Consider the following 15,438-nt stretch of genomic DNA (forward strand, 5'->3'; position numbering starts at 1 on the left):
CGGGTTCCGGCCACGTTCTGTATCAGCCATTGATACGCGCGGACGACGCCCGATCGCCGTCTGAGAGAATTGGCGCGTGATCTCCCGAATCGATCTGCGCGGTGACGCCCTCCCCGAAGGGCCCGCCCTGCGCGACCTGCTGCCCCGAGCCGACTTCGACGTCTCGGCCGCCCTGGAGAAGGTGCGTCCGATCTGCGAGGCCGTGCATCATCGGGGCGACGCGGCGCTGATCGACTTCGCCGAGAAGTTCGACGGCGTGCGGCTGGAATCGGTACGGGTCCCGGCCGAGGCGCTGAGCGAGGCTCTGGAACAGCTCGACCCCGCCGTCCGCGCGGCCCTGGAGGAGTCCGCCCGGCGCGCCCGGCTCGTCCACCGCGCGCAGCGCCGTACGACCCACACCACGCAGGTCGTGCCCGGCGGTTCCGTCACCGAGAAGTGGGTGCCGGTCGACCGGGTGGGGCTGTACGCGCCCGGCGGGCGCTCGGTCTACGCGTCGTCCGTGATCATGAACGTCGTCCCCGCGCAGGAGGCAGGCGTCGGCTCCGTCGCGCTCGCCTCGCCGCCGCAGGCGGACTTCGGCGGGCTGCCGCACCCGACGATCCTCGCCGCGTGCGCGCTGCTCGGCGTCGACGAGGTCTACGCCGTCGGTGGCGCCCAGGCCGTCGCGATGTTCGCCCACGGCACCGAGTCCTGCGCGCCCGCCAACATGGTCACCGGGCCCGGCAACATCTGGGTCGCCGCCGCCAAGCGCTACTTCACGGGCAAGATCGGCATCGACACCGAGGCCGGACCCACCGAGATCGCGGTCCTGGCGGACGACACCGCCGACCCTGTGCACGTCGCCGCCGACCTGATCAGCCAGGCCGAGCACGACCCGCTCGCCGCCGCTGTCCTGGTCACGGACTCCGTCACGCTCGCGGACGCGGTCGAGAAGGAACTCGAACCGCAGGTCGCGGCCACCAAGCACATCGAGGACCGGATCGCCCCGGCCCTCGCGGGCAGGCAGTCCGCGATCGTCCTGGTCGACGGCATCGAGGAGGGGCTCCGGGTCGTCGACGCGTACGGCGCGGAGCACCTGGAGATCCAGACGGCGGACGCCGCCGCCGTCGCCGACCGGGTGCGGAACGCGGGCGCGATCTTCGTCGGCCCCTGGGCGCCCGTCTCGCTGGGCGACTACGCGGCCGGCTCCAACCACGTGCTGCCGACCGGCGGTTGCGCCTGCCACTCCTCCGGGCTCTCCGTGCAGTCCTTCCTGCGCGGCATCCACATCGTCGACTACACCCGCGACGCCCTCGCCGACGTAGCGCATCACGTGGTGACGCTGGCGGAGGCGGAGGACCTGCCGGCGCACGGCGCGGCGGTCAAGGCGAGGTTCGGATGGAAGGTTCCAGAGAGCAAGTGACCGGCATCGACGATCTTCCCGTACGGGACGAACTGCGCGGCAAGTCCCCTTATGGCGCGCCCCAGTTGGACGTCCCCGTACGGCTGAACACCAACGAGAACCCCTACCCGCTGCCCGAGGCGCTGGTCGAGCGGATCGCGGAGCGGGTCCGCGAGGCCGCCCGCAGCCTCAACCGCTACCCGGACCGGGACGCGGTCGAGTTGCGCACCGAGCTGGCCAACTACCTCACGAAGACCGGCGGTTACCGGGTCGGCGCCGAGAACGTGTGGGCGGCCAACGGCTCCAACGAGGTCATCCAGCAACTGCTCCAGACCTTCGGCGGCCCCGGCCGCACCGCGATCGGCTTCGAGCCGTCGTACTCGATGCACGCGCTCATCGCGCGCGGCACGGGGACCGGTTGGATCTCCGGGCCGCGCAACGCGGACTTCACCATGGATCTCGCCGCCGCCGAGCGCTGGATCGCGGAGCACAAGCCCGACGTCGTGTTCATCACGACCCCCAACAACCCCACGGGCAACGCCGTTCCGCCCGAGACGGTCCTCGCGCTCTACGAGGCCGCGCAGGCCGCCAAGCCGTCGATGGTGATCGTCGACGAGGCGTACATCGAGTTCAGCCACGGCGAGTCGCTGCTGCCGCTGCTCGAAGGTCGGCCGAATCTCGTCGTCTCGCGGACGATGTCGAAGGCGTTCGGGGCGGCAGGGCTGCGCCTGGGCTATCTCGCCGCGCACCCGGCGGTCGTCGACGCCGTCCAACTCGTAAGGCTGCCCTACCACTTGTCGGCCGTCACCCAGGCGACCGCGCTGGCCGCCCTGGAGCACACCGACACCCTGCTCGGGTATGTGGAGCAGCTGAAGGGCGAACGGGACCGGCTGGTACGGGAGTTGCGGGCTCTCGGGTGTGAAGTCGTCGAGTCCGACGCCAACTTCGTGCAGTTCGGGCGGTTCGAAGACTCCCACACCGCCTGGCAGGCGATCCTCGACCGGGGTGTCCTGGTCCGGGACAACGGCATCCCGGGGTGGCTGCGGGTCTCCGCCGGAACCCCCGAAGAGAACGACGCGTTCCTCGACGCGGTCCGTGAACTGAAGAAGGAGCAGAGCGCATGAACCGCGTTGGACGAGTGGAGCGGACGACGAAGGAGACCTCGGTCCTCGTCGAGATCGATCTCGACGGACACGGCAAGGTCGACGTGTCGACAGGAGTCGGCTTCTACGATCACATGCTCGACCAGCTCGGCCGGCACGGTCTGTTCGACCTCACCGTGAAGACCGAGGGCGATCTCCACATCGACTCGCACCACACCATCGAGGACACCGCCCTCGCCCTCGGCGCCGCCTTCAAGCAGGCGCTCGGCGACAAGGTCGGCATCTACCGGTTCGGCAACTGCACGGTCCCGCTGGACGAGTCCCTCGCCCAGGTGACCGTCGACCTGTCCGGCCGCCCCTACCTCGTGCACACCGAGCCCGAGAACATGGCGCCGATGATCGGCGAGTACGACACCACGATGACCCGGCACATCCTGGAGTCCTTCGTGGCCCAGGCCCAGATCGCCCTGCACGTGCACGTGCCGTACGGGCGCAACGCGCACCACATCGTGGAGTGCCAGTTCAAGGCCCTCGCGCGCGCCCTGCGCTACGCCTCCGAGCGCGACCCGCGCGCGGCCGGCATCCTCCCCTCCACGAAGGGCGCGCTGTGACCGGCCTGTCGAGCATCCTGATCGTCGTCGGACTCTTCCTGCTCGGCGGGGTCTACTCCTTCGTCAAGCAGAAGATGCCGCGCCAGCTCATCGTGCTGGTCGCCGTCTCCGCCGCCTTGTGCCTGGTGGCCGGGGTCATGAGGCTGGAGGTGTGGAATTGAGTCCAGCGAAGAAGGTAGTCGTCTTCGACTACGGCTTCGGGAACGTCCGGTCCGCCGAACGTGCCCTCGCGCGCGCGGGCGCCGAGGTCGAGATAACGCGTGACTACGACAAGGCCATGAACGCGGACGGGCTGCTGGTGCCCGGCGTCGGCGCCTTCGCCGCCTGCATGGAGGGCCTGCGCTCGGCGCGCGGCGACTGGATCGTCGGCCGCCGGCTCGCCGGCGGGCGCCCGGTGATGGGCATCTGCGTCGGCATGCAGATCCTGTTCGCGCGCGGCATCGAGCACGGCGTCGAGACCGAGGGCCTGGACGAGTGGCCCGGCTCGGTCGAGCCCCTCCAGGCCGAGATCGTGCCCCACATGGGCTGGAACACCGTCGACACCCCGGCGGGCTCCCAGCTCTTCGCAGGGCTGGACGCCGACGCGCGCTTCTACTTCGTGCACTCCTACGCCGTCCACGACTGGTCCCTCGAAGTCGTGAACCCGGCGATGCGCGCCCCCCTGGTGACCTGGTCGACGCACGGCAAGCCCTTCGTGGCCGCCGTGGAGAACGGCGCCCTGTGGGCCACCCAGTTCCACCCCGAGAAGTCCGGCGACGCCGGAGCGCAGCTGCTCACCAACTGGATCGGAACCCTGTAGACCATGGCCAAGCTCGAACTCCTCCCCGCCGTCGACGTCCGCGACGGCCAGGCCGTCCGCCTCGTCCACGGCGAGTCCGGGACCGAGACCTCCTACGGCTCCCCCCTGGAGGCCGCCCTCGCCTGGCAGCGCTCCGGCGCCGAGTGGCTGCACCTCGTCGACCTGGACGCCGCGTTCGGCACCGGCGACAACCGCAAGCTCATCGCCGAGGTCGCCGGCGCCATGGACATCAAGGTCGAGCTGTCCGGCGGCATCCGCGACGACGACACCCTCGCCGCCGCCCTCGCCACCGGGTGCACCCGGGTGAACCTCGGCACCGCCGCCCTGGAGACCCCCGAGTGGGTCGCCAAGGTCATCGCCGAGCACGGCGACAAGATCGCGGTCGGCCTCGACGTACGCGGCACGACCCTGCGCGGCCGGGGCTGGACCCGGGACGGCGGCGACCTCTACGAGACGCTGGACCGCCTCAACTCCGAGGGCTGCGCCCGCTACGTGGTCACCGACATCGCCAAGGACGGCACCCTCCAGGGCCCCAACCTGGAGCTGCTGCGCAACGTCTGCGCGGCGACCGACCGCCCGGTCGTGGCCTCCGGCGGCGTGTCGTCGCTCGACGACCTCCGCGCCATCGCCGAGCTGGTACCCCTCGGTGTCGAGGGCTCCATCGTCGGGAAGGCCCTCTACGCGAAGGCGTTCACTCTCGAAGAGGCCTTGGAGGCGGTGGCCCGGTGACCGAGCTACGACGCGTGTCGACCGGCGCGCCCTGGGAGGACGCCTTCGGCTACTCCCGCGCGGTGGAACTGCCGAACGGCCTGGTGCTGATCTCCGGGTGCACGTCGATAGTGGACGGCGAGATCGCCGGGGGCGGTCCCTACGAGCAGACGGTCAACGCGTTCAACGTCGCGTTCGCGGCGCTGGAACACCTGGGCCTCGGCCCCGCCGATGTGGTGCGCACCCGTATGTACATCACCCACGCCCGGGACGTCGAGGACGTGGGCCGCGCACACAAGGAACTCTTCGACGCGATCCGCCCCGCCGCCTCGATGATCATCGTGTCCGGCTTCGTCGACCCCAGCCTGGTCGTCGAGGTCGAGGTGGAGGCGTACCGGGACCCGGCCGCGCCGCGCGGGGAGGGTTCCTCATGACCCTCGCCGTACGCGTGATCCCCTGCCTGGACGTCGACAACGGCCGGGTCGTCAAGGGCGTCAACTTCCAGAACCTGCGCGACGCCGGCGACCCCGTCGAGATGGCCAAGGTCTACGACGCCGAGGGCGCCGACGAGCTGACCTTCCTGGACATCACCGCGTCCTCCGGCAACCGGGAGACGACGTACGACGTGGTCCGCCGCACCGCCGAGCAGGTCTTCATCCCACTCACGGTCGGCGGCGGCGTCCGCACGGCCGAGGACGTGGACAAGCTGCTGCGCGCGGGCGCGGACAAGGTCGGCGTCAACACGGCGGCGATCAACCGGCCGGAGCTGATCAAGGAGATCGCGGAGCGGTTCGGCCGCCAGGTGCTGGTCCTGTCGGTGGACGCGCGGAGGACAGACAGCGGGTCCTTCGAAGTGACCACCCACGGCGGCCGCAAGGGCACCGGCATCGACGCCGTCGAATGGGCGCACCGGGCCGCCGAGTTGGGCGCGGGGGAGATCCTGCTCAACTCGATGGACGCGGACGGCACCAAGGACGGCTACGACCTGGAGATGATCGCGGCCGTCCGCAAGCACGTGACCGTCCCGGTCATCGCCTCCGGCGGCGCGGGCAAGCTCGCCGACTTCCCGCCCGCGGTCGCGGCGGGCGCGGACGCGGTGCTGGCGGCCTCCGTCTTCCACTTCGGCGATCTGCGGATCGGCGAGGTCAAGCAGGCGCTCAGGGAAGCGGGACATCCGGTGCGGTGACACCCGTAGAGGTGTCATTGGCGGATGTCATCAGCGGGTGTCATCAGCGGTGTTGTAAGCCCCGGCCGCCTGGCGGTCGGGGCTTACCCGACCTCTCAGATCCCCAGCTGCTTGGCCTCCTGGAGCTTGGCGATCGCGTTCTCGTCGCCGTCCAGCTCCACCTTGGCCACGTTCTGCCGGCCGTGCGCGAACAGCAGCAGCTCCGAGGGCTCACCGGTCACCGTCACGACCGGCGCCCCCTTGTGGGCGACCGCCGTCTGCCCGTCCGGGCGGCGCAGCACAAGCCCGGTCGGCGCGCTCCGGCCCACCAGCCTGGCCATGCGCTCCAGCTTGGACCACAGGGCGTCCTGGAACACCGGGTCCAGCTCGCGCGGAGTCCAGTCCTCCTGGGCCCGCCGCACGTCCTCGGTGTGCACGTAGAACTCGACCGTGTTGGACGCCTCGTCGAGCTGCTTGAGCTGGAACGGCGAGAAGCGCGGCGGGCCGGTACGGATCAGCTGGATCAGCTCCTCGTACGGCTTCGCCGCGAACTCCGCCATCACCCGGTCCAGACGCGGCGCGAGCTGCTTGATCATGATGCCGCCGGCGGCGTCCGCGCGGCGCTCGCGCACCACCACGTGCGCGGCCAGATCACGGGTCCGCCAGCCCTCGCAGAGGGTCGGGGCGTCCGGGCCCGTCGTCTCCAGGAGGTCGGCGAGAAGAAGTCGTTCACGCTTGGCGAAGGTCGACATACCGTCAGCCTACGACCGCCCGTCCGCTCCGCACAGTGGACGCCTGGCCGGTCCGCACAGTGGACGTCGACCGGGACTGTCGGTGCCGCGCGGCACAATGGCCCCATGACCAGCGCGCCCCAGTCCAGCAGCCTCGATCCCGAGATCGCCGCCCGCCTCAAGCGGAGCGCCGACGGGCTCGTCCCCGCCATCGCCCAGCAGTACGACACCGGTGAGGTGCTCATGCTCGGCTGGATGGACGACGAGGCGCTGCACCGCACCCTGACGACCGGCCGCTGCACCTACTGGTCCCGCAGCCGCCGGGAGTACTGGGTCAAGGGCGACACGTCCGGCCACTTCCAGCACGTGAAGTCCGTCGCCCTGGACTGCGACGCGGACACGGTCCTGGTGAAGGTCGACCAGATCGGCGCCGCCTGCCACACCGGCGCCCGCACCTGCTTCGACGCGGACGTGCTCCTCGAAGAGGCTCACCTCAAGGACGGCGCTGATTCCGGCACCGCCGCCTCGGATCAGTAGGGTCAGCCGCCATGGACCTTGAGACCTTCCGCAAGCTGGCCACCGACCGTCGGGTCATCCCGGTCACCCGCAAGCTCCTCGCCGACGGCGACACTCCGGTCGCGCTCTACCGCAAGCTCGCCGCGGAGCGCCCCGGCACCTTCCTCCTGGAGTCCGCGGAGAACGGCCACTCCTGGTCCCGCTATTCGTTCGTGGGAGTCCGCAGCGCGGCCACCCTCACCGCCCGCGACGGCCAGGCCCACTGGCTCGGCACCCCGCCCGTCGGCGTCCCGGTCGACGGCGACCCCCTCGCCGCCCTGCGTGCCACCATCGACACCCTGCACACCCCTCACCAGGAGGGCCTGCCGCCCTTCACCGGCGGCATGGTCGGCTATCTCGGCTACGACATCGTCCGCCGCCTGGAGAAGATCGGCCCCGGCGAGCGGGACGACCTCAAGCTCCCCGAGCTGACCATGCTCCTCACCAGCGACCTCGCCGTGATGGACCACTGGGAGGGCTCGGTCCTGCTGATCGCCAACGCGATCAACCACAACGACCTCGACACCGGCGTCGACGAGGCCTACGCGGACGCGGTGGCCCGCCTCGACTCCATGGAGGCGGACCTCTCCCGCGCGGTGGCCCAGCCGCCCGCCCAGCTCCCGCCCTCCGAGCTTCCGGAGTACACCGCGCTGTGGGGCGGCCCCGACTTCAAGGAGGCCGTCGAGGACATCAAGGAGCGCATCCGCGCGGGCGAGGCCTTCCAGGTCGTCCCCTCCCAGCGCTTCGAAACCCCGTGCACGGCAAGCGCGTTGGACGTGTACCGGGTGCTGCGCGCGACCAACCCGTCGCCGTACATGTACCTGTTCCGCTTCGACGGCTTCGATGTCGTCGGCTCGTCCCCGGAGGCCCTAGTCAAGGTCGAGGACGGCCGCGCGATGGTCCACCCCATCGCCGGCACCCGGCACCGCGGCGCCACCCCGCAGGAGGACCAGGCCCTCGCCGACGAACTCCTCGCCGACCCCAAGGAGCGCGCCGAACACCTCATGCTGGTCGACCTCGGCCGTAACGATTTGGGACGCGTCTGCGAGCCCGGCTCCGTCGAGGTCGTCGACTTCATGTCGGTCGAGCGCTACTCCCACGTGATGCACATCGTCTCCACGGTCACCGGCCGCGTCGCCCCCGGCCGCACCGCATTCGACGTCCTCACCGCCTGCTTCCCGGCCGGCACCCTCTCCGGCGCGCCCAAGCCCCGCGCGATGCAGATCATCGACGAACTGGAGCCCTCCAGAAGGGGGTTGTACGGCGGCTGCGTCGGCTACCTCGACTTCGCGGGCGACTCCGACACCGCCATCGCCATCCGTACGGCCCTCCTCCGCGACGGCACGGCCTATGTCCAGGCGGGCGCCGGAATCGTCGCCGACTCGGACCCGGATCTGGAGGACCAGGAGTGCCGCAACAAGGCCGCGGCGGTCCTCCGCGCGGTGCACACGGCGAACCGGCTCGGGCAATAGGACGAGGGTCATATGAACCCCGGGTGACGGTTCGCCCGGGGTTCGAGCGATAGTGGACTACGTGACTGCAGCTGTTCCTCCCCCCCGTTCCGAAGGCGAAGGCCCCGCACGCGCCGGCCGCCGCAGCCTCGCCGTAGCGCTGATGAGCGGTGCGCTCGGCGCGGCCGTGGCGCTGCTGGCCACCCGTCAGCGCTGGTCGGAGGGGATCGCGACGGTGGCGGGCGACCCGTTCCCGCTGTCCGCCAAGGGCAGCGACGTCACGGGTGTGCCCGCGGCGCTCGCCATAGTGGGCCTCGCCGCGCTCGTCGCCGTCTTCGCCGTCCGCAGGACCGGCCGCTTCGCGGTCTCCGCCCTCCTCGCGCTCTCCGGCGCGGGCATCACCGTCGCCGCCCTGCTCGGCGCCTCCGACAGCTCGGCACTGGACGACAAGGCCACCCAGGCCTCCGGCGGCACCTCGTCCGCCGTGCACGCCTTCGACCACACCGCCTGGCCCTACGTCGCCGCGGTCGGCGGCGCCCTGATCCTGCTGGCCGGCCTCCTCGCCCTCCTCTACGGCCGCCGCTGGCCCGCGATGTCCGGCCGCTACGAACGCAACGGCGCGCCTCGCCCCCGGCGGGCTCCGGTGGTGGACCCCGACCGTCCCGAGGACATCTGGAAGGCCCTGGACCGCGGCGAGGACCCCACAGGGGCGTAGCCGGGCCGACGCGCGAGTGCCCCACCCCGAAGCACCGCACACGCACGCGTGCGGAACAATGAACTCCGAGCGTCTGCTCACACACGCACACAGCAACGAGGAGCACGTCATGGCGGGCAACAGCCACGGTCACACTTTGGCCGCCTGGACCGGTACCACCATCATCTTCATCGGTTTCTTGGTCGCGGGCGCCTTCATGGTCATGGCGCAGCCGGTCGGCTTCTGGGCCGGTATGGGCATCGTGATCATCGGCGGCATCGTCGGCTGGGTCATGAGCGCGATGGGTATGGGCATGCCCAAGGACCGTCCCCAGGACCTGACCGAGCTGCTCGGCAAGACGGCGCACGCCGACAGCTGAGCCGTAGCCGCTGTCGGCCACCACTTCGTGGAGGGGCGGTCCCGGACACACCGGGGACCGCCCCTCACGCGCGCGTGCCGCACGAAGGGGCCAGGGGGCACAATGCGAGACGTGAACGCCGACAGCGACAGCCGGAGCATGCCGAAGACCCGCGCCCCCGGTTCCGCCTCCGTGCTGAACCGCGTAGCCGTACCCGCCGGAATCCTCGCGGCCGTCGTCGGAGCCTTCGCGTACGTCGGCACGGTCGACCCGAACCAGCCCGGCCACTACCCCGTCTGCCCCCTGTACCGCCTCACCGGCCTGTACTGCCCCGGCTGCGGCGGACTGCGCAGCGCGCACGAGTTCATCCACGGCGACTTCCTCGCCGCTCTCCAGGACAACGCGATCGCCGTGGTGGGCTATCTGGCCTTCACGGTCGTATGGACCGTCTGGGTGGTCCGCGCGGCACGCGGCCGACCGGTGCGGATCGATCTCGGCGGGGTCCAGCTCTGGACTCTGGGCGCATTGGTGCTGGTCTTCACGGTTGTCCGGAACCTGCCGTTCGGTGGCTGGCTACATCCTTGATCAACCGGCGGATGTCCAGGTAGTGGGACCGGCGTCAACCGGATGCGAGGGCTACGCCTTCCTCCGGATACCATCGAGGTCAGATGTGACCATTGCTTTTCACCGTCCGGAAGGGGGCCGCTCGCGTGAGTGTGCTCGACGAGATCATCGACGGAGTCCGTGCCGACCTGGCGGAACGGCAGGCGCGCGTCAGCCTCGACGAGCTCAAGGAGCGCGCGGCGAAGGCACCCGCGGCCAAGGACGGCGTCGCGGCCCTGCGCGGTGACGGCGTCAAGGTCATCTGCGAGGTCAAGCGCTCCAGCCCCTCCAAGGGCGCGCTCGCGGCGATCGCCGACCCGGCGGGCCTCGCGGCGGACTACGAGGCGGGCGGCGCCGCCGTCATCTCCGTCCTCACCGAACAGCGCCGCTTCGGCGGCTCCCTGGCCGACCTGGAGGCCGTCCGCGCGCGGGTGGACATCCCGGTCCTCCGCAAGGACTTCATCGTCACGTCGTACCAGCTCTGGGAGGCCCGTGCCTACGGCGCCGACCTCGCCCTGCTGATCGTCGCGGCCCTGGACCAGCCCGCCCTGGAGTCCCTCATCGAGCGCGCCGAGTCGATCGGCTTGACCCCGATCGTCGAGGTCCACGACGAGGACGAGGTCGACCGCGCGGTGGACGCCGGCGCCAAGATCATCGGCGTCAACGCCCGCAACCTCAAGACCCTTGAGGTCGACCGCGCCACCTTCGAGCGCGTCGCCCCCGAGATCCCGGCCCACATCGTCAAGATCGCCGAGTCCGGGGTCCGCGGCCCCCACGACCTCATCGCCTACGCCAACGCCGGCGCCGACGCGGTCCTGGTCGGCGAGTCCCTGGTCACCGGCCGCGACCCCAAGTCCGCGGTCTCCGACCTGGTGGCAGCGGGCGAACACCCGGCACTGCGCCACGGCCGCGGCTGATCACCCGCTAGGCTGCCCCCGATGACACTCACCCTGACCCCCATGGACCGGCACGCCCGCCTCGCGCGTGGCTGCCGTCCAAGGGGTTGCCGTGCGCCCGCGAGGCGAGTTCACGGTCGTCGGGTGCGCTACGTCATCGGTGACGAACCTGGGCAAGTAAACGGGCGCCGATGGCAACGGGCCTTTAGGGGCGCGGGGAACTGCGCGACCAGCCCCAACGGGCCCGCAGCCAACTAACAACCCCCCGCCCCACGGCGATTAGGCATTTCCCAAACTCACCGTGAGGTTTCCGCATGCCCAGCGAGTTCTTCATCCCCGACCCCGACGGTCAAATCCCCAGTCCCGAAGGCTACTTCGGCGCCTTCGGCGGCAAGTTCATCCCGGAGGCGCTCGTCGCCGCCGTGGACGAGGTGGCCGTCGAGTACGACAAGGCCAAGCACGACCCCGAGTTCGCCCGCGAGTTGGACGACCTCCTGGTCAACTACACCGGCAGGCCAAGCGCGTTCACCGAAGTACCCCGCTTCGCCGCGGAAGCGGGCGGCGCCCGGATGTTCCTCAAGCGCGAGGACCTGAACCACACCGGCTCCCACAAGATCAACAACGTCCTCGGCCAGGCCCTGCTCACCAAGCGCATGGGCAAGACCAGGGTCATCGCGGAGACCGGCGCAGGCCAGCACGGCGTCGCGACGGCCACCGCCTGCGCGCTGTTCGGCCTCGAATGCACCATCTACATGGGCGAGATCGACACCCAGCGCCAGGCCCTGAACGTGGCCCGCATGCGCATGCTCGGCGCCGAGGTCATCGCCGTGAAGTCCGGCAGCCGCACCCTCAAGGACGCGATCAACGAGGCGTTCCGCGACTGGGTCGCGAACGTCGACCGCACCCACTACCTCTTCGGTACGGTCGCGGGCCCGCACCCCTTCCCCGCCATGGTCCGCGACTTCCACCGCGTGATCGGCGTCGAGGCCCGCCGCCAGATCCTGGAGCGCGCCGGACGCCTCCCCGACGCGGCGATCGCCTGTGTCGGCGGCGGCTCGAACGCCATCGGCCTGTTCCACGCCTTCATCCCGGACGCGGACGTACGCCTCATCGGCTGTGAACCGGCCGGACACGGCGTCGAGACCGGCGAGCACGCGGCGACCCTCACCGCCGGCGAGCCCGGCATCCTGCACGGCTCCCGCTCCTACGTCCTCCAGGACGAGGAGGGCCAGATCACCGAGCCGTACTCGATCTCGGCCGGACTGGACTACCCGGGCATCGGCCCCGAGCACTCCTACCTCAAGGACAGTGGCCGCGCCGAGTACCGCGCGATCACCGACGACGCGGCGATGCAGGCCCTGCGCCTGCTGTCGCGCACGGAGGGGATCATCCCGGCCATCGAGAGCGCCCACGCGCTCGCGGGCGCGCTGGAGGTCGGCAGGGAGCTGGGCAAGGACGGCCTGATCGTCGTCAACCTGTCAGGGCGCGGCGACAAGGACATGGACACCGCCGCACGCTACTTCGGCCTGTACGAAACCGAAGCCGACGCCACCGTCGCGGCCAACGCGGCCGACACCGCCGAGATCGAGGGGGACGCCAAGTGAGCGGCAACATCCAGCTGTTGAGCGACACCCTCGCCGCCGCCAAGGCCGAGGGACGCGCCGCGCTCATCGCCTACCTCCCGGCCGGATTCCCGACCGTGGACGGCGGCATCGAGGCCATCAAGGCCGCGTTCGACGGCGGCGCCGACATCGTCGAGGTGGGCCTGCCGCACAGCGACCCCGTCCTCGACGGTCCCGTCATCCAGACCGCCGACGACATCGCCCTGCGCGGCGGCGTCAAGATCGCGGACGTCATGCGCACGGTCCGCGAGACCCACGCGGCGACCGGCAAGCCGGTGCTCGTCATGACGTACTGGAACCCCATCGACCGCTACGGCGTCGAGCGCTTCACCGCCGAACTGGCCGAGGCGGGCGGCGCCGGCTGCATCCTGCCCGACCTGCCCGTCCAGGAGGCCGGGCTGTGGAGGGAGCACGCGGAGAAGCACGGGCTCGCCACGGTCTTCGTGGTCGCGCCCAGCAGCAAGGACGCCCGCCTCGCCGAGATCACCAAGGTCGGCACCGGCTTCGTCTACGCCGCTTCGCTCATGGGCGTCACCGGCACCCGTGAATCGGTGGGCGCGCAGGCGCAGGACCTCGTCGAGCGCACCCGGGCCACCACCGACACGCCCGTGTGCGTCGGCCTCGGCGTGTCCGACGCCCGGCAGGCCGCCGAGGTGGCCCGCTTCGCGGACGGCGTGATCGTCGGCTCGGCCTTCGTCAAGCGGATGCTGGACGCGCCGGACGACGCGGCCGGTGTCGAGGCGGTCCGCGCCCTCGCGGCCGACCTCGCGAAGGGCGTGCGCGGACAGGCGTAGCGCATCGGCACAAAAGAACAACCGTCCCCCGTATGGGTGGACCTGGGACCGGGGAGGCGCGCTGCGCCTCCCCGGTTCGTTCTGCGGGGTGTGAGCGAGAAGAACCGTGACGGAAAGCGCACCGCCCGCGAGCGGCTGGCGGTCGAGCGTGAGAAGCAGAAGTCCGCGGAGAGGCGGCGGCGCACGCTGATCGTGGCCGCGAGCGTCGTCTGCGTGCTGGGTCTGGCGTCGGTGATCGGCGTGCTCGCCGCGAACCACGGCAAGGACGACGGCGGCAGCAAGAGCGCGGGCCCGGTCGTGGCGCCCTCCGGGGCGACCGGCAAGGACAGCCTGGCGATCCAGGTCGGCAAGGACAGCGCCAAGCCGACGCTCACGGTGTGGGAGGACTTCCGCTGCCCGGCCTGCCAGGCCTTCGAGACGGCGTACCGCTCGACGCTCCACGAACTGACCGACTCCGGGCAGCTCAAGGTGCAGTACCACCTGGTCACGATCATCGACGGCAACCTCGGCGGCACCGGCTCGAAGCGTGCGGCCAACGCGGCGGCCTGCGCCCAGGACGCCGGAAAGTTCCGCGACTTCCACGACGTGCTGTACGAGAACCAGCCCAAGGAGACGGACGACGCCTTCTCCAGCAACGCCAAGCTGATCGAGCTGGCGGGCAAGGTGAAGGGTCTCGACACGCCCGCCTTCCAGAAGTGCGTCAACAGCGGTACGCACGACAGCTGGGTCACCAAGTCCGCCGCCGCGTTCCAGGCCGGCGGATTCACCGGCACCCCGACCGTCCTCTTCGACGGCAAGAACATCTACGCGGACCAGACGATGACCCCGGCGAAGCTGAAGCAGCTGGTCCAAGCCGCCAACAAGGGGTAAGTGGCGGGCCGGTTTTCACACCGGCCCGTTATGGAGCCGTAGCCGGGCCGCTTGCCGCGGTCACGGTCCGGCACGGTAGCGTCGACCCTGCCATGGAAACCATTGCCTACATTCCCAGCCCGTCGCGCGGGGTCATCCACCTCGGCCCGATTCCGCTGCGCGGTTACGCGTTCTGCATCATCATCGGCGTCTTCGTCGCCGTCTGGCTCGGCAACAAACGCTGGGTCGCCCGCGGCGGCAAGGTCGGGACGGTGGCCGACATCGCTGTCTGGGCCGTGCCGTTCGGCCTCGTCGGCGGTCGCCTCTACCACGTGATCACGGACTACGAGCTGTACTTCAGCGAGGGCCGCGACTGGGTGGACGCCTTCAAGGTGTGGCAGGGCGGCCTCGGCATCTGGGGCGCGATCGCGCTCGGCGCGGTGGGCGCGTGGATCGGCTGCCGCCGCCGTGGCATCCCGCTGCCCGCCTGGGCCGACGCCCTCGCCCCCGGTATCGCCCTGGCCCAGGCCATCGGCCGCTGGGGCAACTGGTTCAACCAGGAGCTGTACGGCCGCGAGACGCACCTCCCCTGGGCGCTGCACATCACGTCCTCGACGGACGGCCGCGTCCCGGGCTACTACCAGCCGACCTTCCTGTACGAGTCCCTGTGGTGCGTCGGCGTCGCCTTCCTCGTCATCTGGGCCGACCGCCGCTTCACGCTGGGCCACGGCCGGGCGTTCGCGCTGTACGTCGCCGCGTACTGCGTGGGCCGCGGCTGGATCGAGTACATGCGCGTCGACGACGCCCACCACTTCCTGGGCCTGCGGTTGAACGACTGGACCGCGATGATCGTCTTCATCCTCGCGGTGACCTACTTCGTGATCTCGGCGAAGAAGCGCCCGGGCCGCGAAGAGGTCGTGGAGCCGGAAGCGGCCGAGGACCCGACCGACGGCGGCGACGACGAGGTCTCGGCGGAAGACCCGAAGACCGACAAGGCCGAAGCCCCGGAGACCGAGGAAGACACCCCGGAAACCGAAGAGGCGGCCGTGGACATGAAGAAGGACGAGCCCGAGTCGGCCAAGAAGAGCTGACAACTGGTTCTACGACGACGAGGGCGC

Annotated in this window: 20 protein-coding genes; 19 read left to right on the forward strand and 1 reads right to left on the reverse strand. The window is 70.7% G+C overall.

The window, feature by feature from the left end; genetic code table 11:
- The first annotated feature begins 76 nt into the window (after positions 1 to 76).
- From hisD to hisF, 8 genes are read left to right on the forward strand one after another with little or no spacing between them, the layout of a single operon-like run.
- The gene (hisD, locus tag ACWIHT_RS17340) at positions 77 to 1,402 is read left to right on the forward strand and encodes a histidinol dehydrogenase (protein WP_456168972.1); all 1,326 of its coding nucleotides are present in this window, start codon (positions 77 to 79) and stop codon (positions 1,400 to 1,402) included.
- The gene (locus ACWIHT_RS17345) at positions 1,378 to 2,505 is read left to right on the forward strand and encodes a histidinol-phosphate transaminase (protein WP_456168973.1); all 1,128 of its coding nucleotides are present in this window, start codon (positions 1,378 to 1,380) and stop codon (positions 2,503 to 2,505) included. Before hisD ends, ACWIHT_RS17345 begins: the two co-directional genes overlap by 25 nt.
- A complete protein-coding gene (gene hisB, locus ACWIHT_RS17350) occupies positions 2,502 to 3,095 on the forward strand; it encodes an imidazoleglycerol-phosphate dehydratase HisB (protein ID WP_043675308.1) in 594 nt (197 codons plus the stop codon). Before ACWIHT_RS17345 ends, hisB begins: the two co-directional genes overlap by 4 nt.
- Positions 3,092 to 3,256 carry a hypothetical protein gene (locus ACWIHT_RS17355; protein ID WP_456168974.1) on the forward strand — a complete coding sequence of 55 codons (165 nt, stop codon included), beginning with the start codon at positions 3,092 to 3,094 and terminating at the stop codon, positions 3,254 to 3,256. Before hisB ends, ACWIHT_RS17355 begins: the two co-directional genes overlap by 4 nt.
- Positions 3,247 to 3,894 carry an imidazole glycerol phosphate synthase subunit HisH gene (hisH, locus tag ACWIHT_RS17360; protein ID WP_456168975.1) on the forward strand — a complete coding sequence of 216 codons (648 nt, stop codon included), beginning with the start codon at positions 3,247 to 3,249 and terminating at the stop codon, positions 3,892 to 3,894. The genes ACWIHT_RS17355 and hisH overlap by 10 nt, the downstream gene beginning before the upstream one ends.
- Before the next feature lie 3 nt (positions 3,895 to 3,897).
- Positions 3,898 to 4,623, forward strand: coding sequence for a bifunctional 1-(5-phosphoribosyl)-5-((5-phosphoribosylamino)methylideneamino)imidazole-4-carboxamide isomerase/phosphoribosylanthranilate isomerase PriA (gene priA, locus ACWIHT_RS17365; RefSeq protein WP_200714877.1), 726 nt, complete (start codon positions 3,898 to 3,900; stop codon positions 4,621 to 4,623).
- Positions 4,620 to 5,036 (forward strand): RidA family protein, encoded by a 417-nt coding sequence (locus ACWIHT_RS17370; RefSeq protein ID WP_456168976.1) that lies wholly within the window; start codon positions 4,620 to 4,622, stop codon positions 5,034 to 5,036. The genes priA and ACWIHT_RS17370 overlap by 4 nt, the downstream gene beginning before the upstream one ends.
- Positions 5,033 to 5,788, forward strand: a complete 756-nt coding sequence (gene hisF, locus ACWIHT_RS17375; RefSeq protein WP_262059920.1) for an imidazole glycerol phosphate synthase subunit HisF — start codon at positions 5,033 to 5,035, stop codon at positions 5,786 to 5,788. Before ACWIHT_RS17370 ends, hisF begins: the two co-directional genes overlap by 4 nt.
- A gap of 95 nt (positions 5,789 to 5,883) precedes the next feature.
- On the opposite strand, the gene ACWIHT_RS17380 is transcribed toward hisF, so the two are convergent.
- Positions 5,884 to 6,519 (reverse strand): TIGR03085 family metal-binding protein, encoded by a 636-nt coding sequence (locus tag ACWIHT_RS17380; RefSeq protein ID WP_456168977.1) that lies wholly within the window; start codon positions 6,517 to 6,519, stop codon positions 5,884 to 5,886.
- A gap of 105 nt (positions 6,520 to 6,624) precedes the next feature.
- Here ACWIHT_RS17380 and hisI point away from each other — a divergent pair, with 105 nt between their 5' ends.
- The 11 genes from hisI (at position 6,625) to lgt (ending at position 15,411) form a co-directional block, all read left to right on the forward strand.
- A complete protein-coding gene (hisI, locus tag ACWIHT_RS17385) occupies positions 6,625 to 7,035 on the forward strand; it encodes a phosphoribosyl-AMP cyclohydrolase (RefSeq protein WP_456168978.1) in 411 nt (136 codons plus the stop codon).
- Between the two features lie 11 nt (positions 7,036 to 7,046).
- Positions 7,047 to 8,525, forward strand: a complete 1,479-nt coding sequence (locus tag ACWIHT_RS17390) for an anthranilate synthase component I (RefSeq protein ID WP_456168979.1) — start codon at positions 7,047 to 7,049, stop codon at positions 8,523 to 8,525.
- Between the two features lie 52 nt (positions 8,526 to 8,577).
- Positions 8,578 to 9,219: a TIGR02234 family membrane protein gene (locus tag ACWIHT_RS17395; RefSeq protein ID WP_456168980.1), complete on the forward strand. Its 642-nt coding sequence runs from the start codon at positions 8,578 to 8,580 to the stop codon at positions 9,217 to 9,219.
- Between the two features lie 109 nt (positions 9,220 to 9,328).
- On the forward strand, positions 9,329 to 9,577 hold the full coding sequence (locus tag ACWIHT_RS17400; RefSeq protein ID WP_456168981.1) for an HGxxPAAW family protein: 249 nt from the start codon (positions 9,329 to 9,331) through the stop codon (positions 9,575 to 9,577).
- A 102-nt stretch (positions 9,578 to 9,679) separates the two neighbouring features.
- Positions 9,680 to 10,141 (forward strand): DUF2752 domain-containing protein, encoded by a 462-nt coding sequence (locus tag ACWIHT_RS17405; protein ID WP_456168982.1) that lies wholly within the window; start codon positions 9,680 to 9,682, stop codon positions 10,139 to 10,141.
- Positions 10,142 to 10,266: 125 nt separating this feature from the next.
- Positions 10,267 to 11,076: an indole-3-glycerol phosphate synthase TrpC gene (gene trpC, locus ACWIHT_RS17410; RefSeq protein WP_456168983.1), complete on the forward strand. Its 810-nt coding sequence runs from the start codon at positions 10,267 to 10,269 to the stop codon at positions 11,074 to 11,076.
- 21 nt (positions 11,077 to 11,097) lie between these two features.
- Complete coding sequence (gene trpM / locus ACWIHT_RS17415; protein ID WP_456168984.1) at positions 11,098 to 11,313, forward strand: tryptophan biosynthesis modulator TrpM; 216 nt, start codon at positions 11,098 to 11,100, stop codon at positions 11,311 to 11,313.
- A 56-nt stretch (positions 11,314 to 11,369) separates the two neighbouring features.
- Positions 11,370 to 12,659 (forward strand): tryptophan synthase subunit beta, encoded by a 1,290-nt coding sequence (gene trpB, locus ACWIHT_RS17420; RefSeq protein ID WP_456168985.1) that lies wholly within the window; start codon positions 11,370 to 11,372, stop codon positions 12,657 to 12,659.
- A complete protein-coding gene (gene trpA / locus ACWIHT_RS17425; protein ID WP_401945250.1) occupies positions 12,656 to 13,471 on the forward strand; it encodes a tryptophan synthase subunit alpha in 816 nt (271 codons plus the stop codon). Before trpB ends, trpA begins: the two co-directional genes overlap by 4 nt.
- A gap of 90 nt (positions 13,472 to 13,561) precedes the next feature.
- Positions 13,562 to 14,341, forward strand: coding sequence for a DsbA family protein (locus tag ACWIHT_RS17430; RefSeq protein ID WP_456168986.1), 780 nt, complete (start codon positions 13,562 to 13,564; stop codon positions 14,339 to 14,341).
- 92 nt (positions 14,342 to 14,433) lie between these two features.
- A complete protein-coding gene (lgt, locus tag ACWIHT_RS17435) occupies positions 14,434 to 15,411 on the forward strand; it encodes a prolipoprotein diacylglyceryl transferase (RefSeq protein ID WP_456168987.1) in 978 nt (325 codons plus the stop codon).
- Positions 15,412 to 15,438: the final 27 nt, after the last annotated feature.

The organism is Streptomyces sp. NPDC002276 (assembly GCF_053891435.1).